Annotated in this window: 18 protein-coding genes and 2 pseudogenes; 11 read left to right on the top strand and 9 right to left on the bottom strand. The window is 71.1% G+C overall.

Annotation, left to right across the window (positions count from 1 at the left end; all coding sequences use genetic code 11):
- Positions 1–233: 233 nt before the first annotated feature.
- Positions 234–2,633: a hypothetical protein gene (locus OG485_RS07175; protein ID WP_328665133.1), complete on the top strand. Its 2,400-nt coding sequence runs from the start codon at positions 234–236 to the stop codon at positions 2,631–2,633.
- Here OG485_RS07175 and OG485_RS07170 read toward each other — a convergent pair.
- From OG485_RS07170 to OG485_RS07155, 4 genes are all read right to left on the bottom strand, one after another.
- Positions 2,603–5,032, bottom strand: a complete 2,430-nt coding sequence (locus tag OG485_RS07170) for a right-handed parallel beta-helix repeat-containing protein (RefSeq protein WP_328665132.1) — start codon at positions 5,030–5,032, stop codon at positions 2,603–2,605. The genes OG485_RS07175 and OG485_RS07170 overlap by 31 nt on opposite strands.
- Before the next feature lie 173 nt (positions 5,033–5,205).
- A complete protein-coding gene (locus OG485_RS07165) occupies positions 5,206–5,811 on the bottom strand; it encodes an Rv1733c family protein (protein ID WP_328665131.1) in 606 nt (201 codons plus the stop codon).
- Positions 5,812–5,995: 184 nt separating this feature from the next.
- A complete protein-coding gene (locus OG485_RS07160) occupies positions 5,996–6,820 on the bottom strand; it encodes an MOSC domain-containing protein (RefSeq protein WP_328665130.1) in 825 nt (274 codons plus the stop codon).
- Positions 6,821–6,865: 45 nt separating this feature from the next.
- A complete protein-coding gene (locus OG485_RS07155; protein WP_328665129.1) occupies positions 6,866–7,291 on the bottom strand; it encodes a DUF6643 family protein in 426 nt (141 codons plus the stop codon).
- Between the two features lie 291 nt (positions 7,292–7,582).
- Between OG485_RS07155 and OG485_RS07150 the strand changes: the two genes are divergently transcribed.
- Complete coding sequence (locus OG485_RS07150; RefSeq protein ID WP_328674262.1) at positions 7,583–8,899, top strand: TerD family protein; 1,317 nt, start codon at positions 7,583–7,585, stop codon at positions 8,897–8,899.
- A gap of 81 nt (positions 8,900–8,980) precedes the next feature.
- On the opposite strand, the gene OG485_RS07145 is transcribed toward OG485_RS07150, so the two are convergent.
- Positions 8,981–10,156, bottom strand: coding sequence for a glycosyltransferase (locus tag OG485_RS07145; protein ID WP_328665128.1), 1,176 nt, complete (start codon positions 10,154–10,156; stop codon positions 8,981–8,983).
- Between the two features lie 58 nt (positions 10,157–10,214).
- Between OG485_RS07145 and OG485_RS07140 the strand changes: the two genes are divergently transcribed.
- Both OG485_RS07140 and OG485_RS07135 read left to right on the top strand, forming a co-directional pair.
- Positions 10,215–11,000 (top strand): glutamate racemase, encoded by a 786-nt coding sequence (locus tag OG485_RS07140; protein WP_328665127.1) that lies wholly within the window; start codon positions 10,215–10,217, stop codon positions 10,998–11,000.
- Between the two features lie 135 nt (positions 11,001–11,135).
- Positions 11,136–11,681 (top strand): hypothetical protein, encoded by a 546-nt coding sequence (locus tag OG485_RS07135; RefSeq protein ID WP_328665126.1) that lies wholly within the window; start codon positions 11,136–11,138, stop codon positions 11,679–11,681.
- A gap of 54 nt (positions 11,682–11,735) precedes the next feature.
- Here OG485_RS07135 and OG485_RS07130 read toward each other — a convergent pair whose 3' ends face one another.
- Positions 11,736–12,731 carry an O-antigen ligase family protein gene (locus tag OG485_RS07130; protein WP_328674261.1) on the bottom strand — a complete coding sequence of 332 codons (996 nt, stop codon included), beginning with the start codon at positions 12,729–12,731 and terminating at the stop codon, positions 11,736–11,738.
- A 291-nt stretch (positions 12,732–13,022) separates the two neighbouring features.
- Between OG485_RS07130 and lnt the strand changes: the two genes are divergently transcribed.
- From lnt to OG485_RS07110, 4 genes are all read left to right on the top strand, one after another.
- Positions 13,023–14,678: an apolipoprotein N-acyltransferase gene (gene lnt, locus OG485_RS07125; RefSeq protein ID WP_328665125.1), complete on the top strand. Its 1,656-nt coding sequence runs from the start codon at positions 13,023–13,025 to the stop codon at positions 14,676–14,678.
- A 10-nt stretch (positions 14,679–14,688) separates the two neighbouring features.
- Positions 14,689–15,162: an NUDIX hydrolase gene (locus OG485_RS07120; protein ID WP_328665124.1), complete on the top strand. Its 474-nt coding sequence runs from the start codon at positions 14,689–14,691 to the stop codon at positions 15,160–15,162.
- 60 nt (positions 15,163–15,222) lie between these two features.
- The gene (locus OG485_RS07115; protein WP_328665123.1) at positions 15,223–16,023 is read left to right on the top strand and encodes a 3-hydroxybutyrate dehydrogenase; all 801 of its coding nucleotides are present in this window, start codon (positions 15,223–15,225) and stop codon (positions 16,021–16,023) included.
- A gap of 133 nt (positions 16,024–16,156) precedes the next feature.
- Complete coding sequence (locus OG485_RS07110; RefSeq protein ID WP_328665122.1) at positions 16,157–18,082, top strand: helix-turn-helix domain-containing protein; 1,926 nt, start codon at positions 16,157–16,159, stop codon at positions 18,080–18,082.
- A 49-nt stretch (positions 18,083–18,131) separates the two neighbouring features.
- Here OG485_RS07110 and OG485_RS07105 read toward each other — a convergent pair whose 3' ends face one another.
- Complete coding sequence (locus tag OG485_RS07105; RefSeq protein ID WP_328665121.1) at positions 18,132–19,517, bottom strand: MFS transporter; 1,386 nt, start codon at positions 19,515–19,517, stop codon at positions 18,132–18,134.
- Positions 19,518–19,992: 475 nt separating this feature from the next.
- Between OG485_RS07105 and OG485_RS07100 the strand changes: the two are divergent.
- Positions 19,993–20,944, top strand: a pseudogene (locus OG485_RS07100) (IS481 family transposase).
- Between the two features lie 161 nt (positions 20,945–21,105).
- Here OG485_RS07100 and OG485_RS07095 read toward each other — a convergent pair.
- Positions 21,106–21,237 carry a hypothetical protein gene (locus OG485_RS07095; protein ID WP_328665120.1) on the bottom strand — a complete coding sequence of 44 codons (132 nt, stop codon included), beginning with the start codon at positions 21,235–21,237 and terminating at the stop codon, positions 21,106–21,108.
- Between the two features lie 1,028 nt (positions 21,238–22,265).
- On the opposite strand from OG485_RS07095, the gene OG485_RS43965 reads away from it, so the two are divergent.
- Positions 22,266–22,964, top strand: coding sequence for an SCO2400 family protein (locus OG485_RS43965; protein WP_443048668.1), 699 nt, complete (start codon positions 22,266–22,268; stop codon positions 22,962–22,964).
- A gap of 414 nt (positions 22,965–23,378) precedes the next feature.
- Here OG485_RS43965 and OG485_RS07090 read toward each other — a convergent pair.
- Positions 23,379–23,598, bottom strand: a pseudogene (locus OG485_RS07090) (IS701 family transposase); the annotation flags it as partial.
- Between the two features lie 200 nt (positions 23,599–23,798).
- Here OG485_RS07090 and OG485_RS07085 point away from each other — a divergent pair.
- Positions 23,799–24,911: a catalase family protein gene (locus OG485_RS07085; protein ID WP_328665119.1), complete on the top strand. Its 1,113-nt coding sequence runs from the start codon at positions 23,799–23,801 to the stop codon at positions 24,909–24,911.
- Positions 24,912–25,143: the final 232 nt, after the last annotated feature.

Raw genomic sequence — 25,143 nt, 5'->3', positions numbered from 1 at the left:
CCGCTCCCACGTGGACATTCTCCTTGCCCGAGGTCTGGAGGACGACCCATCCTCGCACGGGACACCCTCGGTCGCGCCACTGCCCGTGCGCCCGCTGTGCCCCTCCTGTGCCACCGTATTCACACGTATCGGGGAGATTCCGTGCCTTCGGGTGCGCAGGAGGCCCGGAGCGCGAGACCCTTGTGCCTGCACATGACACCTGAGACACGCGTGGCACGGGGAAGTGCGGAACAGTGGAACGTGCACGGGAACATGCCGTCGACGGGGAGCCCGGCAGCCCCGCACCACGGCCCGAAGCAGCAGGCAGCGCCCTGGAACTCCTGGTCCACGGAGTCGGCGGCACCACGCCGGAGGAGATGCTGAACGATCCGCGGACGGTCCGGATCACCGGCGACGCGACGGCGGCCGTCTTCCGGCGTGCCGACGACACCGACGCCGAGGAACGCCCCGGTGACCACCGTGGCGGGCCGGTGCGCGAGGCGTACGTATGGTGCAACCTCACGTCCGGCAACGGAGCCCGCGCCCTGTGGCTCCTCCTCCTGCCCTTCATGGTGGTCAACCTCGCGCACTGGATGCGTCCGGCCTCGCACGGTCACGGGCGGACGGTGCGCCTGTACGGGCTGCTCGTCCGTCTCGCCGGTCTCACGCTCACGGTCCTGCTGGTCGCCGCCGCCTGCGAGGTCGCCCTCGACCTGGCCGCCTGGCAGTGCGCGGGCACCCGTGCGTGTGTGCGCAACCACTCCTGGCTCGGATTCCTCTCCCCGGACGGGCCCGACGCCGGCTGGTGGAGCCTGCCGGGCCGCCGCCTCGCCCTGGCCGGACTGGTGCCCGCGGCGCTCACCACGCTCCTGTGGTACCTGTCCCACCGCACCTGGAGCGCTTACGAGTCGCAGCAGCCGATGGCCCGCGCGGCCGAGACCGACGAGGAGACCGACGGCACCGGACTCGGCCGCCCCGGCTTCTGGTACGGGCGCCGCCTGGTGGCCCGGCTGCGCGCCGCGCACACCGCCGCGGGATTCCTGACCGTCGCCGCCGCCGTGGGCGCTCCGGCCGCCCGTCACGACCGCGCGCCGGGCGGGTCCGCCGTACTGGAAACGCTGGGCGTGCTCCTGAACGCAACGCTCGTCGCGGGCGGGGTTGTTGTGCTGTGGGTGGTCTGCCGTCGCGGCCGCAGCGAGAACCGGATCGACCACGGACGCGACCTGGCACTCGTGCGCCGGCTGCCGCTCGGCGCGGTCGCCCTCCTCGCCCTCGCGCTGGTGTACGCCGGCTGGTCGCGGCCCCACTGGCACTCGGCGGGGCGTCTGCCGGGCGACGCCACGTTCGGCGGCCTCACCCTCGTGCAGGGCCTGCTCGTGATCGCACTGTGCGTGGTCGCCCGCATTCTGTACGGCACCACCCCGCAGGTCCTCGAAGCGCCCGGGACGGCGGACGGTACCCCCGGCCCGCGCACCGCGATGCGCGGCTTCGCGGGACCCGCCGTCGCCATGCTCGGCTGCGCGCTCGGCGGCGTGATGTCCGGAGGAGTGTCCCAGCGGGTCGCCGACTGGCTCGACGGCACCCGTCACTCGATCCCCGGCCCGCCCGTCCTGCTGACCTGGCAGGCCTCCGTGATCCCGCCGCTGCTCCTCGTCCTGCTCGCTCTCACCGGCTGGCTCGCCCGCCGCACCTGGCAGCTTCGCCGCCAGGAGATGACCGCCGTCGACCGCGAGTACGCGGGCGAGCCCAAGGACTCCGCCCGCACCCGTCGTATCGCGAGCACCCGCGCGATGGCCGCGCTCACCGACCGCGCGCCGCTCATCGTCGGCGTCCTGTCGTCCGTGACCCTGCTGCTCGGAGCCTGTGCCCTGGCCGGAGCCCTCGCCACCGGTGACGCTCCCAGCGAGGCGGCGCGCGGGGCGAACGGGTTCGTTCACGGCGCGGCCGAGACCGCGCAGGCCCTGGGCTCCTGGCTGATCGGCCTCGGCTTCATCCTGTTCGTCACCTGGGGCCGCCGCGCCTACAAGGACCCCGCCGCGCGCCGCACCATCGGCATCCTCTGGGACGTCGGCACCTTCTGGCCGCGCGCGGCCCACCCCTTCGCACCGCCCTGCTACGCCGAGCGCGCGGTGCCGGACCTCACCTGGCGGATGGCCACCTGGACCCGGGCGACCGGCGGACGGCTCGTGCTCTCCGGACACTCCCAGGGCAGTGTGCTGGCGGCCGCCGCGGCCTGGCAGCTCAAGCCCTCGGTGCGCGGGAAGGTCGCGCTCCTCACCTACGGCTCACCGCTGGAGCGCCTGTACGGACGCTGGTTCCCGGCCCACTTCGGCCCCGCCGCGCTGGCGTCGCTGCACCGCGAAGTCGCCTGCTGGCGCAATCTGTACCGTCGCACCGACCCGATCGGCGGCCCCGTCAGGCTGCCCGGCGACTGCGGTCCCGAAGTCGACCACGAGCCCTTGAAGGACCCGCTCGCCTACGGGCGCACCGACCGGCAGCCGCTGCCCGCGCCGGTTCTCGGCCACTCCGACTACCAGGCGGACCCGGTCTTCGCCGTCGAGCGTGAACTCCTGCTGGAGCGGCTGCTGCCCGAGGTGCCGGACCAGCGGCCCCGGGAGGACGCTCAGGGCAGCTCCGGCAGGTCCTCCGCGTAGAGCAGGGTCAGGTCGTCCGTGCTCGGCTCGGTCAGCTTGGCGACCCGGCCCGCGTGCCGTTCCACCATCGCCTCGAACGTCTGTCGCGCCGTGCGGCCGTTGCCGAAAGCGGGCCCTCTCGGGACGGAGGCGAAGTACTTCAGGACCGCCTCGGGCGCGCCCGGACCCAGCCGGTACTCGTGCTCCTCGGCCTGTTGCTCGACGATTCGCAGCAATTCGGTGGGGATGTAGTCGTTGAAGGTGATCGTCCGTGAGAAGCGGGACGCCACCCCGGGGTTGACCGACAGAAACCGCTCCATCTCCGCGGTGTACCCGGCGACGATCACCACCACTGCCTCCCGGTGGTCCTCCATCAGCTTCACCAGCGTGTCGATGGCCTCGCGCCCGAAGTCGCGGCCCGAGTCCTCCGGGGACAGCGCGTACGCCTCGTCGATGAACAGCACACCGCCGCGCGCCCGGTCGAACGCCTCCTGGGTGCGGATCGCGGTCGACCCGATGTGCTCACCGACCAGGTCCACCCGGGACACCTCGACCAGGTGCCCCTTCTCCAGCACACCCAGCGAGGCCAGGATCTCGCCGTACAGCCGGGCGACGGTCGTCTTGCCGGTGCCGGGGGAGCCGGTGAAGACGAGATGGCGCCGCGCGGACGCCGCCTTGAGACCCGCCTGCTGCCGGCGGCGGCCCACCTCGATCATGTCGGTGAGGGCCCGCACCTCGCGTTTGACGTTCTCCAGGCCTACCAGCGTGTCGAGTTCACCGAGGACGATCTTCGGTCCACGGGCCGGCTGGGCGGTCTCCGCGCCGGTGACGACCGGTTCCCGCTCGGTGCTGCGCTGACCGGGGATCGTCCCCAGCAGACTCACGGCCGAGGCCGAGGTCTCGACCGCCGCCTCGTGCGCCGGGGTGCGCAGCGACGCGCTCTCGTCACTCGCGCAGTCCTCGACGACGGGACCCGAGCCGGGAGCCGAGCCCGCGTCGGCGAATTCGTAGCCCCCGCGCGCGCATCGCTCCGTACGGCACTTGCGCAGGGTCGACCGGCAGCCGTCGATGACGTGGAAGCCGTAGCCCCCGCTGTCCGCCACCCGGCAGTTCGTGAAGCTGCCCCGGCCGTCCGCCGAGACATAGAAGCCCGCCTCGGCGGGGGAGGTGACCGTGCAGCGCTCGAAGGCCGGATCGGCGCCCTTGGTGACGATCACGCCGGTCTGTGTGCTGTCGATGACGCAGCTGGACAGCGTGCCGCCGCTGCCGTGGTCGCGGAACCAGGCTCCGGTGGCGGCGTCCCGGATGCGGCAGTCGTCGAGCTGCGCGGTCGCTCCGTCGCTCACCGACACCGCGGTGTTGCGTACCTGGGAGATGTCGCAGTCCACGACGTCCGCGCGTGAACCGCGGTCGAGGACGAACAGCGCGTCCGGCACGTCGTGCACCCGGCACGAGTCCAGTATGGCGGTCGCGCCGTCGCTCACCCAGACCGCGGGATAGTCGCCCGTGCTGTCGAAGATCTCGCACTGGTTGGCGTCCACGCGGGTGCCCGGGTCCCAGACCGACAGGCCGTTGCGCCCGAACTGCCGCACGCTCGTACGGGTCAGGGTGAGCACCGAGCGCGAGCGGAGATCGACCGCGTTCTCCGGGATGTCGTGGATGCGGCAGTCGGCGAGCGTGAGCACGGCGTCGGTGTCGAGGGTGACGCCGTCCGCGGTCGTCCGGTGCACGTCGCAGTCGGTGAGGTGGGCCGTGGCCCGGGCGGTGATCTGCACCCCGGAGCCCTTGACCTCGTACACCTCGCAACCCACCGCCTCCAGCGAGGAGTTCTCGCCGGTCGCCGACAGCCCAGGACCGGAAGTGTGGTGCACTCGGCAGCGCTCGAGGCGCGGACGCGCGCCCCCGCGGACGACGACCCCCGACTGACCGGCCGCCACGACCTCGCACTCCTCGAACACCCCGCCGCCGCCGTCCAGTACGGCGATGCCGACGCCCGCCGGGTTGTCGACGGTGCAACGGCGCACCGTGGGCCGGGCGCCCCCGCGGACCTCGATCCCGGCCGCGGAGCGCGTGACGACCCGTATGTCCAGCAGTTCCGGTGTGCCGTCCTCGACGAGCAGCGCGGGCGAGGCCGAGTCCTGGCCCTCGACGTGCAGGTCCTGGACGACGGCCGAGGCGCGTACGGTCAGGGCCACGCCGTCGACCGGCGCGATGCGCACGGAGCCGGGGGAACCCTCGGGGCCGCGCAGTGTCACCGCGCGCTCCACCACGAGGTTCTCCCGGTACGTGCCGGGAGCGACGGTCAGCACATCACCGTCGGCCGCGGCTTCCAGGGCGGCGGCCAGCGATGCGTACTCACCCGTGCGGCGCCGCCACCGCGAGGTTCCGGTGTGCGTCACCTGGACCGTGCCCTGTGCCATGGCGCTGTTGTGCCCCCACCTCGTCGTACGCGGGTCCTGCGCGGTCGTGCTGATGCCCCGTCGGTCGGGATTCCCGGCCCCTGCCGGACAGCCTCTCACGACGGTGCCGATCGGTTCGGCCGGTCCACCGTAGCGTGCGCGGGGGTGCCCGGTTGACCGGAGCGGGAAGGCCGTCAGCTGCCGGTGTCTGCCTTGCCCCAGTCAGGACCCGCCTTGGCCCAGGCCCGGTCCCATCGGGCGTGACGCCGGCGGATCATGTGCCACAGGATCAACCGTCTGCCGCCCTCCAGGAGTCCGGCCGACAGCACCGCCGCACCGAAGCCGGCCAGAGCGGAGTGCGCGGTCGCGGTGGCGGCGTCCAGGGGACGGCCCATTATTCGGCCGTGCCGGTCGGTCCAGATCGAGAACCGGTCCCCCGGGAGCGGCGACTTCAGGTCGGCGATCACGGTGCCGCGGCGCGGGGTGCCGTCGGGCGCGGTCCAGTCGGCCACGACCCGGCTGCGCGCGTCCCGCCCCGACGGGGTCTCGGGGTCGGGCGCCAGCGGGCCCCGGGACAGTTTCCTGACGACGACGGCCGCCACATGGTGCCGGTCCTTGCGCTGGTCCCGCACGGCCTTCTGCAGTGTTTCCTGCACAGAGACGCCGACGGCCGCTCCGGCCAGGGGTGCCGCGAACAGGACGAGCAGGAGCGCGGCCAGGGCCAGCCAGGCCTCCACGAGATCTGTCGTACGGCGCAGCGGATTGCGCCGCCAGCGCCAGAGACCGATGATCGCGCGCATCGTCCCGCACCCCCTTCCGCCTCCGTCATTACCAGCAGCGGAGCCGTTCACGCACGATGCCCGGAAGAGAGGCCGACATCACCCTCCCCCAGGGCCCTTCAGGAACATCTCACGCGGACTCAACGATCCCGCCCGGCCGTAGGGTTCCCGGTGGCCCGGCTCTGGCGGAATGTCATCGGGCGGGCTACGCGAGGACCGTGACCGGGTCGCCGACCCGCAGCGAGCCGCGGGTCTCGGGCACCAGGTTCTGCCCGAACACCAGCTTTCCGGCGAAGCGCCGGTGCCGGGCGAGGGTCCGCAGGGGCTCCTTGCCGCGTCGGGCGGTGTCCTGGTCGGTCGTGGTGACGACGCAACGGCCGCACATCTTGGTGACCCGGAAGGTGACCTCGCCGATGGCGATCCTCGACCAGTCGTCCTCGGCCCAGGCCTCGGTTCCGGAGACGACGACGTTCGGCCGGAAACGGCTCATCGGCAACGGGCCCTCCTCGGCCCGGTCGCCCCGCGCGATCAGGGAGTTGAGCGCGTCCAGCGATCCGAGCGTGGTGACCAGCAGCGGATAGCCGTCGGCGAAGCTGACGGTCTCGCCCGGCAGCGCGAAGTCCGGGTCGACGGGCCGGCGGGAGGCCGGATCGTCCATGTGGGCGAGGCGCACGCCGGTGCCCAGGTACGTGCTGCACCAGTCGTGCGCGGCCCTGTCGGCGAGGACGGCTTCCACCTTGTCGCCGAAGATCTCCACCGTGGTCGTACCGATGGGTTCGGGCACGGGAACCGTCACGGGCTCGCGGTTCTCGGCGGACAGGCGCAGGCCGCCGCCGGAGAGTATCTCGGCGGCGGCCAGCGCCAGACGCGGCTGCTCGCGTTGCGTGACGACCTTTCCCCCGTCGTCGATCAGGATCCAGCGTCGATCTCCGGCCAGCCCCCAGGGCTCGACCTCGGCCTCCTGGAGCGTTGTGCTCCGGAAGGCTTTGACCGGATGGACGTGAATCGAGTGCAGTACCGCGTTCCCCATGACCGCCATGGTGCCAGGGAGTACCGACAATGCGGTTCGAGGGTGTCAGTACCCGCGGTACTGCTGACCGTTGTACGGGTCCTGGTAGGGAGCGGGGGCGGGGCGGGGAGCCGCGGGGCGCATCGCCTCGAAGCCCGTGCCGGCCGCCATCGGGCGGGGCTGCTGCGGCTGGGGGCTGGGATAGCCCCGAGGCGCGCCGACCTGCTGCGGGATGTACGGCGCGGGAGCCTGCTGCAGCGGAGAGGGCTGCTGGGCGGGCTGGTACCCGTAGGAGGACGGGCCGGCCGGCAGCGCGGGGAGCGCGGACGGCAGTGCCGGGAGGTTGTTGCTCATGCCCGGGTCGTAGGCGGAAGGGACCCGGATCGGGGCGATCTGAGGGGTACCCCGCTCGGCGACGAGGGAGTCGTAGATCGGGGTGTCCTGGAAGGCGGAGTAGTAACCGCCGCCATAGGTGGAGCGGGGGGAGGTCATGGCACATAAGTTAAGCCCACGATGTGCTGGTTGGGGAGACCGATAAGAGGGTTGTTTTCCGTGTGCGGGGTGACGCGGGATCCCCAATGCGAGCGAACTTGGCAAAAAAGGACGTCAAAGATGGTTGAGATCGTGTAAAGGCCGAGCTTCGGACGGGTTACCGGCGGTTGACCAGGATCTTCCTGCGCAAGTCATGGGTGCGGGTGGACCTGGGGATTAGGTTTGGCGGGAACGGAGCCGGCGGTCCGTTCGGGACTCGCACCGGCGCGGAGACACGTGATGGGGGCGTACATGTCAATGCCTAAAGGATCTAATGTTCCTGTCCCGACGAGCGCACTCAGGGTGGAATTGGGGTGGCGTTCAGGACAGGGGGTGCCCGACGTCGATGCGTCCGCCCTTCTGCTGGTGGCCGGAAAGGTTCGTTCGGACGGAGACTTCGTCTTCTACAACCAGCCGGCGCACTCCTCCGGCGCCGTGCGCCACGAGGGCAAGCGGAACGACGGCGGCCAGGTGACCGACGCGCTGGTCGTCGACCTCACGCGCGTGGAACCCGTCGTCGAGACCGTGGTCCTGGCCGCGTCCGCGGACGGCGGCTCCTTCGGGCGCGTTCCCGGCCTGTCCATCCGGGTGCTCGACGCACGGCAGGGCACCGAGATCGCCCGCTTCGACAGCACCGACGCGACCGTGGAGACCGCCTTCGTCCTGGGCGAGTTCTACCGGCGCCAGGGCGCCTGGAAGTTCCGCGCCGTCGGCCAGGGCTACGGAAGCGGCCTCGAAGGGCTGGCCACCGACTACGGGATCACCGTGGACGAGCCGCAGCGGGCGGCGCCGCCCGCCGCCGCGCCCCCGGGGCCCGCCACCCTCGTGCAGGGGCCCCCGCCCCCCGTGGCGCCGCCGGTCACCGTGCCACCGCCGGTCACCATGCCGCCACCCATAGTCCCGCAGCCGCCCGCGGCCCCTCCGGCACCCGTCCGTCTCTCCAAGGTGACGCTGACCAAGGAGGCGCCCTCCGTCTCGCTCTCCAAGCAGGGGGGTACGACCGGTTCCATGCGCGTGAACCTCAACTGGGAAGTGCGCAAGCAGTTCTCGGGGTGGGGCAGCAAACGCGGCCGGGCCGTCGCCATGCACGCGGACCTCGACCTCGACCTGTGCGCGTTGTACGAACTGTCCGACGGCCGCAAGGGAGTCGTACAGGCACTCGGCAACGCCTTCGGGGCACTGCACCAGCCGCCGTTCATCCATCTCGACGGGGACGACCGCACCGGGGCCGTGGCCAGTGGAGAGAACCTCACCGTCAACCTCGACCACAAGCAGAGTTTCCGGCGCATCCTCATCTTCGTGACCATCTACGAAGGCGCGCGTTCCTTCGCCGATCTGCATGCCACGGTCACCCTGCAGCCGCAGAACGGCGCGCCCATCGACTTCTCGCTCGACGAGTGCACGGTGCCCTCCACGGTCTGCGCGCTCGCCCTCATCACCGGCGACGGCGCCGACCTGGTCGTCCAGCGCGAGGCCCGGTACCTGATCCCCGCGCGCGGGGTGAGTCCGCAGCGCACCGTCGACCAGGTCTACGGCTGGGGCATGAACTGGACGCCCGGCAGGAAATGACGCGTCCGCCGGGCGGGAGGTGTCCCTCCCGCCCGGCGGGAGACCGAAACGGAAGCAACGACCATCCGCACGCTCCGTCTCTCAGCTCTCGTCGAGGGCGGCGCCGGGACGTGAGTAGGTGCGGCCCTTCCAGGCCGCGCCGCGTCCCCTGTAGTGCTGCACCGCGGAGTCGACCGTCATCAGGAGATAGAGGAACGCGGTGACGGGCAGCAGGGGAGCGAGCGCCAAGGACTGCCGGTAGTAGCGGAGCATCGGTACATAGGTCGCCGTCATCACCAGCCAGGCCAGCCCCCCGGCGGCCGCCGCCCAAGCGCTCCCCGCGGCCAGGCCCGCCACGAGGGCGACCGGCGGCGCCAGGTACACCACGGCGAGCCCGGCGACCGTCCCGGCGAGCAGCGGCGGACTGTGCCGCAGCTGCGCGTACGCGCTGCGCGAGACCATGCGCCACAGGTCACGCAGCCGCGGATAGGGACGCACGCTGTCCACCCGCTCGGCCAGCCCCAGCCAGATGTGGCCGCCGCCCCGCTTGACGGCACGGGCGAGCGCCACGTCGTCGATGACGGCATCCCGGATCGCGTCCGGGATCCGCGCCCGCTCGGCGGTGTCCGCGCGCAGCAGGACGCATCCCCCCGCCGCGGCCGCCGTCCGTGAACCCTTCACGGCGATCCGGCGGAACGGGTAGAGCTGCGCGAAGAAGTAGACGAAGGCGGGCACGACGAGCCGTTCCCAGAGGCTCCCCACCCGCAGCCGTGCCATCTGCGAGACGAGGTCGAAGCCACCTGTGCGGGCCGCCGCCACCAGGAGCCGCAGGCTGTCCGGGGCGTGCGCGATGTCCGCGTCGGTCAGCAGCAGGAATTCGGGTTCCCGCGCGCGGGCGAGGCCGATGCCGTGGCGTACGGCCCAGAGCTTGCCCGTCCAGCCCGCCGGGGGTTCTCCCGGCGAGCCGACGGTGAGCGGCAGCCCGCCGTGCTGGCGCGCCAGTTCGCGGGCCAGCTCGCCCGTGCCGTCCGAACTGCCGTCGTCGACGAGGAAGATCTCGGCCCGCCCCGGATAGTCCTGGGCCAGGAGCGAGGGAAGGCTCTCGGGCAGGACGGCGGCCTCGTCCCGGGCCGGCACCACGACGCAGACGACAGGCCAGTCCGACGGCTCACGGCAGACGGGCAGTCGTACGTCCGTACGCCAGAAGAAGCCCTGGCAGAGCAGGAGCCACAGCCACGCTGCCAGTGATCCGACGGCGATCCACACGAGGGCGCTCACCCGCCGCAGTCTGCCCCACCACGGTCTCCCGTAAAGACGGATCGTCTATGGTGACCGGGTGAAGATCGCGCTCATGGACTCCGGAATCGGACTGCTCGCTGCTGCCGCCGCGGTGCGTCGACTGCGGCCCGACGCCGATCTCGTCCTCTCCTCCGACCCCGGCAGCATGCCCTGGGGACCCCGCACGCCGGAAGGCGTCACCGCGCTCGCCCTCGCGGTCGCCGAGGCCGCCGCGCTGCACCGGCCCGACGCCCTGATCGTCGCCTGCAACACCGCTTCCGTACGTTCCCTGCCGGCCCTGCGCGCCCGTCTCGAGCCGGAGGTGCCCGTCATCGGCACCGTCCCGGCCATCAAGCCGGCCGCCGCGGGCGGCGGACCCGTCGCCATCTGGGCCACGCCGGCCACCACGGGCAGCCCGTACCAGCGGGGCCTGATCAAGGAGTTCGCCGACGGAGTGGCGGTCACCGAGGTGGCCTGTCCCGGGCTCGCGGACGCCGTCGAGTACGCCGATCAGTCGGCCATCGACGCGGCGATCGAGGCCGCCGCCGCGCACACCCCCGAGGACGTCACGACCGTCGTCCTGGGATGCACCCACTACGAGCTCGTCGCCGAGCGCATCCGCGCCGCCGTGCAGCGTCCCGGGCGCCCGCCGCTAGTCCTGCACGGTTCCGCCGAAGCGGTCGCCGCCCAGGCGCTGCGCCGGATCGGCCAGCTTCCGGACCCCGGAGCCCCCGCCGACTCCACGGTCACGGTGCTTCTGAGCGGACGCGAGGGCGCGCTGCCCGCCACGGCGCTCACCTACGAGGAGGGCCGCATTCTGTCGGCGGTCAGCTCCGCACGCTGAGCGACGGGGCTCGCGTCCGCTCCAGGGCACGCCAGGGGAGCGCGGAGACACCCTCGGTGGCATTCTCGCCCGCCCGGCGGAGTGACGCTCCGCGACCCGGTGCCCGCGCAGCGGAATCTGAGTAGTCTCAATGGCATGAGGGACCACCCCCACGGCGAAACCTCCCCGCACCCGGCGATCTGGACCGGGCGTGCGAGGAACCGCGTCCAGTGGCTGCCCGCCCTGGGCGGCGTGGCCTGTCTGGCGCTCGGGATCGAGCTGGCCGTGACGTCCGGCTGGACGTCGGGAGCGGCACCGCTGATCATGTCCGTCGTCGGATGCATCGCCGCCGGACTGCTCATCCTCTTCGGCACGCTCGCGTTCGTACACGTCGCCGTGAAGGTGTACGAGGACTGTCTGGAGGTGCGCTGCGGCCACATAGGAGTGCCGCGGCGCCGCATCCCGCTCTCCACGGTCGTCGGTGCCGACTTCGCGCCCCAGGTCAACCCGCGCCAGTGGGGCGGCTGGGGGTATCGCTGGCGGCCCGAACAGGGAACCGCCGTCGTCGTCCGGCGGGGCGAGGGCGTGGTGCTGCGCCTGGGCGACGGCCACACGTTCACGATCACGGTGGACAACGCCGAGGCGGCGGTCCGGATCATCCGCGGCCGTCTGCGCCCGGACACGACCCGCGTCGCGCGCTGACGGCCCGGCGGCCAGGCCGTCCCTCCCGTACCGAGGTGACTGCCGGGGTGCCGTTCACATAGCGAGGTGATCGCCGGGGCGCCGGTCCGGGACAGGGACGGTGTCCGGCTCCTCCGGGGTGAGCGGCCGTGCGGTCGCGAACCCGGCCAGCAGTCCCGCACCCGCGGTCACCGTCATGAAGCTCAGCGCGTTGCCGATCGACGCGATCGCGGCCACCGCCGTCAGGGCCGCGCCCGCCGTCAGCGCGATCGGCGTGGTACGCGGCGAGCGCAGAAGCGCGTACAGGACCCAGCAGAACGCCACCGCGAGCAGGACCACTCCGGTCAGACCCTGTTCGGCGGCCTGCTGGAGGGGTGCGGAGTGGGGTTTGCCGTCGGGCAGCAGGGACTGGGTCACCGTCGGGCTGAGCTCTCCGTAGCGGCCGGGTCCGACCCCCAGCTCGGGGTCGGCGCGGGCCATGCGCAGGGCGTCGTGCCACAGCAGGACGCGGTGCTCGGTGAGCTGGCCCTCCAGGGAGGCGGTCAGCCCGGCCGGCAGCGCGTCCTCGCCGACCGCCCAGGTCGCCCCGGTCACCAGGGCCGCGGCGGCCGCGAATCCCGTCAGGCCGAGGGCCCGGCGGCGTACCCGGGCGGTGGCGAGCGAACACAGCAGGACCCCGGTGCACATGACGACCGCGGTGGTGGAACCGAGGAGTGCCGCCGTCACCGCGGTCCCGGCGGCCGACAGACGCAGCGCGAGCCGCAGGGCGGGCGGGCGCGCGGCCCAGGCCGCGCAGCACGCGGCGCCGCAGGAGAGGGTGAGCAGCGCGGCCGTGGCACCGGTGTGGCCGAGCTGGAGGCTGATCTGCGGGCCGGGCGTGGCGATCGCGAGGCCGAGTCCGGCCGCCGCCGCGGCGCAGGGGGCCGCCACCGGCAGGAGCGCTCCGGAGATCCGTCCCGCGGCATAGCCGGCCGCCACGGCGAGCACCGCGAGGAGCATGCCCTCGGGCCGGCCCTCGTGAGCCGCCGCCGTGATCAGCGACCAGGCGGCGCAGGCCGCGAGCACGATCATGCCGGCGACGTCCGAAGCGTTGCGTCTTTCGCCCGTGGCCACCGCTTCGGCCGTGGACGTCGTCCCCGCGGAACCCACCCCCGTCGCCCCCCGACTCTGCCCGGCCCCGGGCGCCGTCACCGCATCAGGCCGCACGTCAGAGGCTCGGCCACACCGTAACGGGTGATGCGCCGGTTTGGGGACCGGTTGTGCAGGAACGTTGCGGCAGGCCCGTGCGCGGTGACCCGGCGAGCGCTGGGACCGCGCGGGCCGAGCTGTCCGCGCCCTGGTCAGGCGCCGTACACTCCCCGAGTGACCGCCACCGCAACCACCGTAGACGAGCCGGAACAGCTCGAACCCCAGGCCGTGCCCGCCCCGCGCGGGTCAGCCCTGGTGCGTCGCCTCGTCCCGGCCGCCGCCGCGGCGCTCTCCGGAGTGCTGCTGTACGTCAGCTTCCCGCCACGGACCCTGTGGTGGCTCGCCCTGCCGGCCTTCGCGGTCTTCGGCTGGATCCTGCGCGGTCGCTCCTGGAAGGCCGGACTCGGCCTCGGCTATCTGTTCGGCCTCGGATTCCTGCTGCCGCTGCTGGTCTGGACCGGCGTCGAGGTCGGCTCCGGTCCCTGGCTCGCGCTCGTCGCCGTGGAGGCGGTCTACGTCGCACTGGTCGGCGCGGGGATCACCTTCGTCTCCCGGCTGCCCGGATGGCCGCTGTGGGCGGCGGCCCTGTGGATCGCCGGGGAGGCGGCACGCGCGCGTGCGCCCTTCAGCGGCTTCCCCTGGGGGAAGATCGCGTTCGGCCAGGCCGACGGCGTGTTCCTGCCGCTCGCCGCGGTCGGTGGCACTCCGGTGCTCGGCTTCGCCGTCGTCCTGTGCGGCTTCGGGCTGTACGAGATCGTCCGTCTGGCCGTCGAACGGCGCGACACCGGCGTCCTGCGCCGCGGCGCGGCCGTGGTGGCGCTGCTCAGCGTCGCCGTCCCCGTCGTCGGAGCGCTCGCCGCGCGGATGCTCGTCAGCGACAAGGCCGAGGACGGCACGGCGACGGTCGCGGTCATCCAGGGCAACGTCCCGCGCGCGGGACTCGACTTCAACGCCCAGCGGCGTGCCGTCCTCGACCACCATGTGCGGGAGACCGAGCGCCTGGCCGCCGAGGTCAAGGCGGGCAAGAAGCCCCAGCCCGACCTGGTGCTGTGGCCGGAGAACTCCTCCGACATCGACCCGTTCGCCAACGCGGACGCCCGCTACGTGATCGACCAGGCGGCCAAGGCGATCGGCGCCCCCGTCTCCGTCGGCGCGGTCGTCAAGCGGAGCGGCAAGCTCTACAACGAGCAGATCCTGTGGGACCCGGACAAGGGTCCGGTGGACACGTACGACAAGCGGCAGGTCCAGCCGTTCGGCGAGTACCTTCCCCTGCGTCCGCTGCTCGGGGCCATCAACAAGGACTGGACGAGCATGGTCCGCCAGGACTTCAGCCGCGGCACCGAGCCGGGTGTGTTCAAGATGAACGGCACCGGTATCGGACTCGTCACCTGTTACGAGGCGGCGTTCGACTGGGCCGTGCGCAGCACCGTCACCGACGGCGCGCAGATCATCTCGGTGCCCAGCAACAACGCGACCTTCGACCGCAGCGAGATGACCTACCAGCAGCTCGCCATGTCCCGCATCCGCGCCGTCGAGCACAGCCGCACCGTCACGGTGCCCGTGACGAGCGGTGTCAGCGCCGTGATCATGCCCGACGGGAAGATCACCCAGAGGACCGGCATGTTCGTCGCCGACTCGCTGGTCCAGAAGGTTCCGCTGCGTTCCTCCGAGACCCCGGCCACGAAGCTCGGCATCGTCCCGGAACTGATCCTGGTGCTCGTCGCGGCGGGAGGCCTCGGCTGGGCCGCCACGACGGCGGTCCGATCGCGGCGGAACACCCTTCAGGCCGGTCTCCGTGCCCGCGCGGAGGCGGACGAATCGCGCGGATAGGGTCGGGGACATGCCTACTCCCGACTTCATCCGTGAGATCCGGGCCTTCGCGGGCCACCAGCTCCTCTGGCTTCCCGGGGTCACCACCGTGGTCTTCGACGACGAAGGCCGTGTTCTGCTCGGCCAGCGTTCCGACAACCACAGGTGGGCGCTCATCTCCGGCATTCCGGAGCCGGGGGAGCAGCCGGCGCTCTGCGCGGTCCGCGAGGTGTACGAGGAGACGGCGGTGCGCGTCGAGGTCGAGCGCGTCGTCATGATCGCGGCCGGGGAGCGGGTGACCTACACCAACGGCGACGTCTGCCAGTTCATGGACACCACGTTCCGGTGCCGGGCCATCGGCGGGGAAGCCCGCGTCAACGACGACGAGTCGCTCCAGGTGGGCTGGTTCGCCGTGGACGCCCTGCCGAAGCTGCAGGACGACGCCCTCATCCGGATCAAGCAGGCGCTGCTTGACGAACCCACATGGTTCGAGTCCATGACCTGAGGGCGAAGTGTGTGTGCTGACCACATCGGTGGTCGCCTGGGCACTGCCTAGGGTCGAGGCATGACCGCGCCCAGCGCCCTCCCGGGCCCCCACGCCTTCGCACTCGACCTCGATGGCCGCACCGCCCTCGTCACCGGCGCCGCGGGCGGCATCGGCCGCGCCTGCGCGCTGCGGCTCGCCGCCGCCGGGGCCAAGGTGAGAGCGGTCGACCGGGACGCCGAAGGCCTGGAAACCCTGGCCGAGCGGACCCACGGCCTGGCCGGCACGGTCGAGCCGCACGTTCTCGACCTCACCGACCTCGACGCGGCGGAGCAGGCCGCGGCCGGCACCGATGTCCTCGTGAACAACGCCGGTCTGCAAATGGTCCGCCCCATCGAGGAATTCCCGCCCGACGTGTTCCACACGGTGCTGACCGTCATGCTGGAGGCGCCGTTCCGGCTCATCCGCGGGGCACTGCCTCATATGTACGGGCAGGGCTGGGGCCGCATCGTCAACGTCTCCTCGGTCCACGGACTGCGCGCCTCGGCCTTCAAATCGGCGTATGTCGCCGCGAAGCACGGACTCGAGGGGCTCTCGAAGACCGCGGCCCTCGAAGGCGCCCCCCACGGAGTCACCTCGAACTGTGTGAACCCCGCCTATGTGCGCACCGCACTCGTCGAGAAGCAGCTGGCCGATCAGGCGCGTACGCACGGCATCCCGCGAGAGCGCGTCCTGACCGAGGTCCTGTTGCGGGACAGCGCGGTCAAGCGGCTCATCGAGCCGGAGGAGGTCGCTGAGGCGGTGGCCTATCTCTGCGGTCCACAGGCGGCTTTCATGACCGGAACGTCGCTGGCGCTGGACGGGGGCTGGACCGCGCACTGAGCCCGAGCCGGCCCCGCTCGAACCGTGCCGCACCCGGGCCGGGGACGCGTTGTCCACAGGTCCGAGGCGTTGCCCTGCGGATAGTTGTCCACAGGGCCGGGGCGCCGGCCCGCTTCTGCGCGATCCTGTTGCCATGTCTCGCGATCACCTGCCATCAGCCGAGCGCTCCGCCGACAGCGCGGAAGCGCCGTTCCTGGAACTCCTGGCCCGGGGAGCGACCGCCGACGCCTACGAGCAGCCGGTGCTGCTCGCCCGCGCCGAGGGTCTGCCCGACGGACGCGTCGCCGCGCTCGAACAGGCCAAGCTGCTCGCTTTGCGCGTACGCACGGAGATAGAGGGACGGCGCCGCCGCGAGGCCGAACTCTCAGCGCTCTTCGAGACCGCGCACGACCTCGCGGGCCTGCGTGACCTCGACGCCGTACTGCGGGCGATCGTGCAGCGGGCCCGGTCGCTGCTGGGCACGGACATCGCGTATCTCAGTCTGAACGACGCGGCCAGGGGTGACACCTACATGCGGGTCACCGAGGGCTCGGTCGCCGCACGCTTCCAGCAGCTGCGGCTCGGCATGGGAGAGGGCCTCGGCGGACTCGTCGCACAGACCGCCCGCCCGTACGTCACCGACGACTACTTCAAGGACGAGCGCTTCCAGCACACCCGGACCATCGACGCGGGCGTACAGGACGAGGGGCTCGTCGCGATCCTCGGAGTGCCGCTGATGATCGGGCCCCAGGTCATCGGCGTGCTGTTCGCGGCGGACCGCAGGGCACGGGTCTTCGGCCGGGAACAGATCGCCCTGCTCGGCTCGTTCGCGGCCCTGGCCGCGGCGGCCATCGACTCGGCGAACGCACTCACGGAGACACGCTCCGCCCTGGACCGCCTCGGCCGGGCCAACGAGATCATCCGGGACCGCAGCGCGGTGATCGAACGCGCCTCGGACGTCCACGACCGGCTGGCCGAACTCGTGCTGCGCGGCGGGGGAGTCCACGACGTCGCCGCCGCGGTGTCCGAAGTCCTGGACGGCACCGTCGAGTTCACCGAGCCGGGCGGCACACCGCCCATGGCCGTGGAAGCGGCCCGCGCCGACGGCCACGCCGTACGGCACGGCGACGACTGGGTCGCCGCGGTGGCGGCGGGAGGCGAACTGCTCGGCGCGCTCGTGCTGCGCGGGCATCCCGGCCTCGACCCCGTCGACCAGCGCACGCTGGAGCGCGCCGCGATGGTCACGTCATTGCTCCTGCTGGCCAGACGCTCGGCCTCGGAGGCCGAACAGCGGGTGCGCGGCGAGCTGCTGGACGACCTGCTGGACACCCGGGACCGCGATCCGGGGTTGCTGCGGGAGCGGGCGGCGCGGCTGCACGCCGATCTGGACGGTCCCCATGTCGTGCTGGCTGCCCGGCTCGACATCGTGGCCGCCGACGCCGGCCAGGAGGCGGGTGCGCGGCGACGCCTGTGGTCGGCCGCGTCCCATCTCGCCGCCACCCGCCATGGACTGGCCGCCGCCCGCGACGGCGGCACCGTCCTGCTGCTCCCGCTCGGGCCCGGCGACACGGCGACGACACTGGCCCGCCGCACCGCCAAGGAGCTGGGCACCGCCGTTCAGGAGGCGGTGACCGTGGGCGCCTCCGCACCCCTGGACCGGCTCGCGACGCACCCGGAGGCGGTGGCCGCGGCATACACCGAGGGGCAGCGCTGCCTGGAGGCGCTGCGTCTGCTCGGCCGGGCCGGCGACGGCGCGGCCGCCGAGGACTTCGGCTTTCTCGGACTGCTGCTCGCCGGGGACCGGGACATCTCCGGGTTCGTCGGCCGGACGATCGGCGGAGTTGTCGCCTACGACGAACGGCGTGGTACCGACCTGCTGCGCACCCTCGACGCCTACTTCGCCAGCGGTATGAGCCCGGCGCGTACGAAGGACGCCCTGCATGTGCATGTGAACACCGTGGCGCAGCGGCTGGAGCGGGTGGGGCGCCTGCTCGGGGAGGACTGGCAGAGCCCGGCCCGCATATTGGAGATCCAGCTCGCTCTGCGGCTGCACCGGTTGTCGTCGCACGGACCGCGCTGATCCCCGCACACGGCATCGCGTACGGGGATCGGGGAGCGCCGACGCGCGGTCAGACCGTACGGGCGTCCGCCGGCGCGACCGGGGCCGGCTGATCGTCGGTCACGTCCTCGACGGCGGACAGGTCGCGGTCGCGGGTCTCCTTCGCGAAGCCCACGGCGATCAGGGTCAGCAGAACCGCCCCGATCACGTACAGGGAGACGGGAGTGGAACTGTCGTACGAGGAGAGCAGGGCCGTCGCGATGAGAGGTGCGGGCGCGCCCGCCGCCACGGAGGCGAACTGAGCCCCGATGGAGGCACCGGAGTAGCGCATCCGGGTCGCGAACATCTCGGAGAAGAACGCGGCCTGGGGCGCGTACATGGCGCCGTGGAGGACCAGGCCGACGGTGACGGCGAGGATCAGGTTCGCGAAGCCGCCGGTGTCGATGAGGGAGAAGAACGGGAACATCCAGAGGCCGACACCCGCGGCGCCGAGCAGATAGACGGGGCGGCGGCCGATGCGGTCGGAGAGGGCACCCCAGGCCGGAATGACGGCGAAGTGCACGGCCGAGGCGATGAGAACGGCGTTGAGCGCGGTCTGCCGGGAGACGCCGGCGGAGGTGGTGGCGTACACGAGGATGAAGGCGGTGATCACGTAGTAGCTGATGTTCTCGGCCATGCGGGCGCCCATCGCGACCAGTACGTCACGCCAGTGGTTGCGCAGGACGGAGACCAGCGGAAGCTTCTCCGGCTCGTCCGCTCCGGCCGCCTTGCGGGCCTCGGACCGCGCCAGCGCCTCCTTGAACACCGGTGATTCGTCGACAGACAGACGAATCCACAAACCGACGACGACCAGCACACCGGAGAGGAGGAACGGGACGCGCCAGCCCCAGGAAAGGAAGGTGGCGTCCGACTGCGTGGCGGTGAGCAGTGACAGGACGCCCGTCGCCAGGAGCTGGCCCGCGGGAGCTCCGGTCTGCGGCCACGACGCCCAGAACCCCCGCCGCTTCGCGTCGCCGTGCTCGGACACCAGCAGGACCGCACCGCCCCATTCGCCGCCCAGCGCGAAGCCCTGCACCAGACGCAGTGCGGTGAGCAGGACGGGGGCCGCCGCACCGACGGTCGCGTGCGTGGGCAGCAGACCGATGGCGAAGGTCGCCCCGCCCATCAGCAGCAGACTCAGTACCAGCAGCCGCTTGCGGCCGAGCCGGTCGCCGTAGTGTCCGAAGACGAGCGCGCCCAGCGGCCGGGCCGCGAATCCGACGGCGTACGTCAGGAAGGAGAGCAGCGTGCCGACCAGCGGGTCGGAGTCGGGGAAGAACAGCTTGTTGAAGACCAGGGCGGCGGCCGAGCCGTAGAGGAAGAAGTCGTACCACTCGATGGTGGTGCCGATGAGGCTGGCGGCGACGATGCGCTTGAGGCTGGCGGGGGGTGGGGGAGCGGTGGTTCCGGAGGCCATGTGCGCCACTTCCTCGTGTGCGGTGGGGACGGGTACGTGTTGGCACACGGTAGGAAGACGCACGTCAGGGGCACATGTGGTGGGGCGACATAGTTCGAGGGGTGGCTATGCGTGCGGCCACCATGCCAGCTCACGGAAGGGCGGTTCAGGGGCTCGAAGTTGGTCGAAACGAGCGCCGTCCGGGACGCGCAGTTCGGGGTGATTTGGCGGTGCGGTGCTGACTCCCGTGCTGGTTTGGTGCTGACTAAAGCCCATGTCATCACCCGTCTTCACCTGTCCCGTGCTGACTTGGTGCTGACTACGCTCCGTTGAACTCGGGCATCTAGGGTTGATCGGCTCAGAGTCGTTGCGTGCTGGTGTTCTGTCTCGGGAGGCTGTGGACGGGTGAGCCAGGTCTCGGCTGAGGGATCTTGAACAGGTGAGGGCCTTCCGGTTCGGTGTGGATTGCGACGTCTACACCAACAGAAAGGCCCTCGTGCCCCACCGTAATGCACCTCTGACCGGGACCGGCCGTCTGCGTCTGGCCCGCTGCGTGGTCGAGGACGGCTGGACCCTGCGCAGGGCCCCGAACGCTTCCAGGTCTCGCCGACCACGGCCCAGCGCTGGGCGGACCGCTACCGCAAGCTCGGCGCGGCGGGCATGAGTGACCGCTTGTCCAGACCGCATCGCAGCCCGAGCCGGACCCGACCCGCCCCGAGCGGCGGATCATCAAGGTCCGTGTCCTGCGCCGCTGGGGACCGGCCCGCATCGCCTACCTGCTGCGATTGAACCCGTCCACCGTGCACCGGGTCCTGGCCCGCTACAAGCTGGCCCGTCTCACTCATGTCGACCGCGCCACCGGACGGGTGATCCGACGCTACGAACGGTCCGCGCCGGGCGAGTTGGTGCACGTGGACATCAAGAAGCTCGGCAACATCCCCGACGGCGGCGGACACAAGACCCTGGGCCGCCAGGCCGGCCGCAAGACCCGCTCCGGCATGGGCTACAGCTACCTGCACAACGCCGTCGACGATCGCTCCCGCCTCGCCTACAGCGAGATCCTCACCGACGAGAAGAAGGAAACCGCAACCGCCTTCTGGGACCGGGCCCAGACGTTCTTCGCCCAGGTCGGGATCACCGTCCAGCGGGTGCTGACCGACAATGGCTCCTGCTACCGCTCACGCGACTGGCGCGATGCCCTCGCCGCAGCCGGGATCACCCACAAGCGAACCCGCCCCTACCGGCCGCGGACGAACGGGAAGGTCGAGCGCTTCAACCGCACCCTGCTGGACGAGTGGGCCTGCGCTCGCCCCTACCGCACGGAGACCGAACGACGCGACGCCTACCCGCAGTGGCTGCAGACCTACAATCACCACCGCGGACACACCGCGCTGAAAGGCCAACCACCCGCCAGCCGCGTCCCCAACCTCACAGGGAAATACAACTAGGGCGGCCGACGGCGGGGAGACCGAAGCCGAAGGAGCGCCTCTGGCCGGCCAAGCCGCTGGGGCGGGCGACGGCGGGGCTACAGGGCGGCGATGACGTCGGCAGAGGCCATCGGCAGCGAGAACATCGAGAAGTTGTAGGCGATGGCGTTGTCCTGCTTCTCCTACGAGGTGACGGTGACGCAGTCGGTCAGAGTGATCACCCGGAAGCCGTGCTCGTAACCGGTGCGCATGGTCGACTCCACCTTCAGCGCGGCTTCCCAGTGAGGGGGCAGGTCTTGAGAAGGAGGGCCCATCGCACCGTCGCGCTTCTGGCCACGGTGCGCGGTTTCACTCTGTACCTCACGGACGCATCCACCGCGGCTGCCGCAGCACGGCCGGCAGGGATTCTCACCACGCTGGTGAACAAGACCGGCACCACCATCACCGTCACTTCCGGGGTGGGGCGGGGCAACGGCATCACCGTTGGGCAGACCGGCAACAGCACCAGGGACACCGTCGCACCGTCCGGCGACTGCACTCCAAGGGACCCGGCAACGACACCCTCGACGGCGGCCTCGGCTTCGACACCTGCAACCGTGACACAGGGGACTCGGCTGTCAACTGCCCCTGAACAATTGCCCCTCGACCGGCACCGCTGGATGGCCGGAAGGTGCTGGGCCGTGCGGCTGCGCGGTCCGGCACCCTGACCCCGGTGCTCACAACCTGGCCGCGTGCTGCGTGATCAGGGTGGTGTTCCGCAGCGTCGACGCTGATGCGACTGCTGCCGCCGCGTCGGCCCCGGCAGTCTGGCGCGCCTCACCTCCATGCCGGTAAGTGCTCAATTCTGGTTGCCCTCCCACGGTCTGGCAGGTCTCGAAGGTGGGAGCAGACTCGCGGCGGCCGCCAAGACGACCGGCTGTGGTCGCAGTGCGGTTGCTGCTGCCCGTGGGACTCTCCTCAGCCTGACCACCTTGCCCCAGGGCATCGCAGGAGCGAAGAAAATGCGCCCAGGGGACGTCGAGCCGTGGGAAGTGAGCAGCACTCGGCCCGGATCGAGCCGCAACCGTTCGGCTCGTACGCCGAGGCTGCCGCGCCGTCCCGGTCATCAACGTCCCTTCCCGCAGAGTTACATACCCCACTTTTCAGCCTGCGGGTGAGTACTCATTCGATGCGCCCCGTTGAACCCAGTAACCGGTGACCCACCTATAGACCGGTAAGTGAGGTTCGTACATGTCAAAGATCGGTCCGAAACAAACCAAGCGGCGTCTCCCCGCCGCTGACTGCTGCCCGGGTTGGGTGCATCTTTGCTCCCGTCAACTCAAGGACTGAGGACGGTCGCTTCATGGACTACTGCATCCCGTGCAGCCGCACGCTCAACGGCGCCGTTACCTGCCCAGAGTGTGGGGCATACGACCCCGGCATGACACAGCCGAGCGATCGGAGAGGCGGTGCTCCGGCCGTCGAGGCCGCGATGCCGGAGGTCCGCTCGAGTCGGGGACCGAGTTCCTCCGGGTCGCCCCTTCCCGGGTCACCGACTGCCTCGCAAGACCTGTCGGCTGACCGGTACGACCGTCCGGCGCGACTGAAGAAGTATGCCGTCCGGTCTCTTGCCGCAGCCGCCTTCACCCTCCTCGGAGGCCTGGCCACCGCATCGGTGTTTCCCCAGTCGACGGCCCCACGAGCAGCCTCGATCCCGGAACAGCCGTCCCCCGAAGAGCCCGGGGTCCGCGTTCCCGATTCACAGGCTTCACCGGAGCGTGTGACCACGCACCCGGCCCGAAAGGGCGTCCGGGACCGAAACGGTGACGGGATCCGGCGTCCTCTGCCAACGGCGACTCGCAGCACGTCACCGGTCTCTCGGCCTCCCACCACCAGTGCGCCGCCACCAGTGAAGGCGAAGCCGACCCCCCGAGCCTCCAGCGGCCGCCGCCCCAGCTCGCCCTCGCAGACGGCAACCCCTTCCTCGAGGCCCTCCGCCAGTTCCTCCGCCAGTCCTTCCGTCAGTCCTTCCGGCAGCATCAGCGCCTCTTCTACCAGTTAGTGGCTCGCCGAGCAGTAAAGGGGAAGCCGGTGGCTGAAACACTGGCAGGGCTCCCCAGCGCAGAAACCTCCACCTGGTCCGCGCACGGCATCCGCCTGATCGGCAGCGGGCTCGCCGGCGCCAACAGAGGCCACAACCACGCACCCGTCTGCCGTCAACGACGTGCGGCACGTGGACTGTGGCCAGGAGTTCAACGGTGGCGATGGCGTCACCCTCACCGGCCCGGGCGCCGGCGACGAGGACGCGAACATCGGCAATTCTGAACGGTGATCGATTGCCCCAGTGCGCCGTGAAGAGGTGGGTCTCGCGCTTCCAGTGGTCATGGGGTTGCGGCGGCCGCCCAGCGCGCGGCACACCAGGTTGGCAGGGCGGCTTGGTGGCAGGTGGTGCAGACACCGGTCCAGCACCTCGGAACGTCCCGGAGGGTGTCGAGGATTTGGTAGAGGGTGAGACCGGTCCGGGTGCTTTTGGGGCGAGGCGCTGTTCGGTGAGGAAGACGTGGGCGGCGGTCACGAGGGTGACGTGGTGGTGCCGGCCGGCCAGGATCGGCTTTCGAAGTGCTCCGGGCCCAGGCCGTGTTGAGTTCGCGGTAGTCGTGCTCGATGCGCCGGCGGACCTTGGCTGGACAGACCAGGTGGTGACTGGACTGCTTGCGGGGGCCGTTCATTTCTGTCCGTCGTCCCTCTGCGCTGCACCCCACGCACTGGGCACTGACGAGTAGCCGGCACCGACGATTCGGTGCTGGGAACGTGTGATCGCCCACAGTTACGTTGTGCACAATTAAATTGCGTAATAGCGTCTGTGCGCAGTACACCACGAGAGGGAGGCGGCGCAATGAATCCTGTTCGCTACGAGGACTACCGGCCCATCGAACGCCCTTCCTACCAGGAGGAGATGGAAGCAGTCATCGCCCAGGTGGCGCGTCGTACTCGCGCCTCGGTCGAGCGCGAGACCGTCGGCCGCGCTGTCCGCACGGCCCACGGCAAGACCTACGGCCTCCTCAAGGCCACGGTCACGGTTGGTGACAATCCTGGCTTCTACCGGCAGGGAATCTTCGCACGGCCGACCGCGTACGACGCCGTCGTCCGCTACTCGAACGGCTTGGGCCACGACCGCCCCGACCACCAGCTGGGCGCGGCTTGCGGAATGGGCATCAAGCTGTTCGGAGTTGCCGGCCCCTCGCTGCTGGACGACGAACGAGACAGCGGCACCTTCGACCTCAACCTGATCAACAACGATGTCTTCTTCGCGAACACGGCCTACGACTACATGGTGATCGAGGATTTGTTCGCCGAATTGCCCGAGGCCCTCGTGGACCCAGCACGCCGCAAGACCTGGATGGCGGAGTTCCTGACCCGTCGGCTGACGCTCACCGATCCCGACAGTTGGCTGTGGGACGAACTGCTCGCCATGCTGTCGTTCACCGGTGTCCCGCGCAGGAACCTGCTGTCGTACAGCTACAACAGCATGGGCGCCTTCCGGTACGGCGAACACATCGCCAAGATCCGTACCGTGCCGACCGCCGCGTCCCTGGCCTCCATCACGCAGCAGATCGTGGACGTGCGTGCGGACAATGAGGCATTCCGCCGCACCCTGGTGGCCGAGGCCGCGGAGCGAGACCACTCCTTCGAGCTCCAGGTCCAGCTCAACACCGATCTGGCCCGTATGCAGGTGGACAACACGTCCGTCAAGTGGCCCGAGGACCTGTCCCCCTGGGTGACGGTCGCCCGGGTGGATCTCCCGCGCCAGGCTATCGGCGGGGACGACAACCTGGCGGCCGCCGACGCCACGTCGATCACGCCGTGGCGTTCACGCGAGGACCACCGGCCCATCGGCGAGATTCAGCGGGTGCGGCAGGAGGTGTACCGGCGCTCGTCCATCGAACGGCACCGCATCAATGGGCAAGAGCGGCGCGAACCGGCCGGCAGTGCTGAGCTGCTGGGCTGAGCTGCCTCGGTCGCGCCCGCCGTCGCGCAGGTTAAGTGGGCACGGCACCGTCGTCCACCGGCTCGCTGGACACCCAGGGGCGCGGCAGCCAGGTGGTGGCCGGCGGATCGGATGGCCAGCAGGTGTGTGGTGCCCCGGAGGCCGGCGGCGACTCCCGTGGCTCGGACCGGTTGAACCCGTGCACGAACTGCTCGTGCCCAGCATCCAGTTCACTCGCCCACAACCTGACGTC

This window comes from Streptomyces sp. NBC_00328, assembly GCF_036139655.1.
Lineage (GTDB): Bacteria > Actinomycetota > Actinomycetes > Streptomycetales > Streptomycetaceae > Streptomyces.
This window is presented reverse-complemented; position numbering and strand designations above follow the sequence as displayed.